Annotated in this window: 1 protein-coding gene; it reads left to right on the top strand. The window is 76.5% G+C overall.

The genetic code is table 11. The features are described 5' to 3' along the window. The coding region (locus tag GT030_RS12720) for an acetoacetate decarboxylase family protein (protein ID WP_161201202.1) at window positions 1-1511 on the top strand (1511 nt) is incomplete at both ends.

Here is a 1511-nt window from a genome sequence, read left to right as displayed (position 1 = left end):
AAGAATCGCGCGGTTGCTCGGCGCCCGCCGGGGCGGAGAGCCCCTGGCCGCGCTGATGGCCGTCACCTCGTTGCGGCTGCGCATCGCCGCCGTGCTCGCCGGCCACCCCGAACTGGCCCGCGACCCCGGCATGCGCCGCCTCACCGCGGCCCTCGGTACCAGGGGCGACCGCGAGGCCGTACGCGCCCTGCGCACCCTCTTCCAGGACCCCGGCGCCCAGCGCGCCCTCGCCGCGCTCACTCCCGTGCTGGACGAACTCCTGCGCGTACGCGCCCTGTTGGACGCCGAGCCGCCCGCGGAACCGGAGACCGGCGGGGGCCGGCGCGCCGCCGAGGCCGTCGACCTCACCGACCGGGAGAGGCAGACCCTCGCCACTGAGGGCTCGCTCCTCGGCTTCCTCCGCAACATCGACATCCTCGCCCCCGAGGGCCGCGTCCTCGTACAGAACGTGCGCGGCCCCGACGGTGTGGTCCGGTACGTCGTCCAGGCCCCCGGCACCAGTTCCGGCCGCCCCCGGCACGGCTCCCCGCGCGACGTCGTCGGCGCCTGGCGGGAGCAGCTCACCGCCGACTCGCCGTACACCCGCGCGCTGCGGCCCGCGATCGAGGAGCACGGTATCCCGCGCGGCGCCGAACTCGCCCTGATCGGGCACGGCGAGGGCGGTACAGCACTGCTCAACCTCGCGCGGGACGCCGGGTTCTGCCGCGCCTACCGCGTCACCCATGTCATCGCGGTCGGCGCTCCGGACCCCGCCGGACGCCCCGCCGACCCGCGCACCTGGATCGGCCACGTCACCAACGAGCACGACCTCGTCCCGGCCGCCGCCCCCGCCGACGCCCACCCGGGCCGGTACGACGCCCGCTACACCGGACCCACCCGCGCCTTCCCGGAGTCCCACCTGCTGCGCGAGTACATCGGCCATCTGTGCACCGTCGCCCCCGACGCCCGCGCGCACCTCGACGAGGCCCTCACGCCGTACCGGGGCCCGGTCGTGCGCAGTCAGGCGTACCAGCTCAAGGACCCGGCGCATCCGCCCGAGGGTCACCCCTTCCTCACCCTGCCGACCTCCTCGATACCGACCACCACCGGCCCGGTCGGCGTGCCCGTGCGCTACCAGGACTCGGCCGCCGCCCACCTGTGCTTCCCGGTCCGCACCGAAGCCGTACGGGCCCTGCTGCCCGACGTGCCCTGGATGCGCCCCAGCGGGATCGGCCGGCGCACCCTCGCCGTGCTCTCGCTGTACGAGCACCGCTGCTCCACCCTCGGCCCGTACACCGAGGTCGCGCTGTCCGTGCCGGTGGACGACCTGTGGCGGCCCCACCCGGCCGACTTCGCCACCGACCTGCTGCGCCGCGCCGACCTGCGCCGTACCGGCCGCCACGTCCTCTCCCTCGCCGTCACCACCGAGGAGGCCCGCGTCGCCGCGCGCGAGCTGTGGGGCCAGCCCGCGGTACGGGCCGCCGCGGAGGTCCACCTCACCGGCCCGCGGCTCCGGCTCAGCGCGCCCGGCC

Source organism: Streptomyces sp. SID1328 (genome assembly GCF_009865595.1).
Taxonomy (GTDB): Bacteria; Actinomycetota; Actinomycetes; order Streptomycetales; family Streptomycetaceae; genus Streptomyces; species Streptomyces griseoluteus.
The sequence above is the reverse complement of the archived record's forward strand: the minus strand, read 5'-3'. Positions and strand labels throughout refer to the sequence as shown.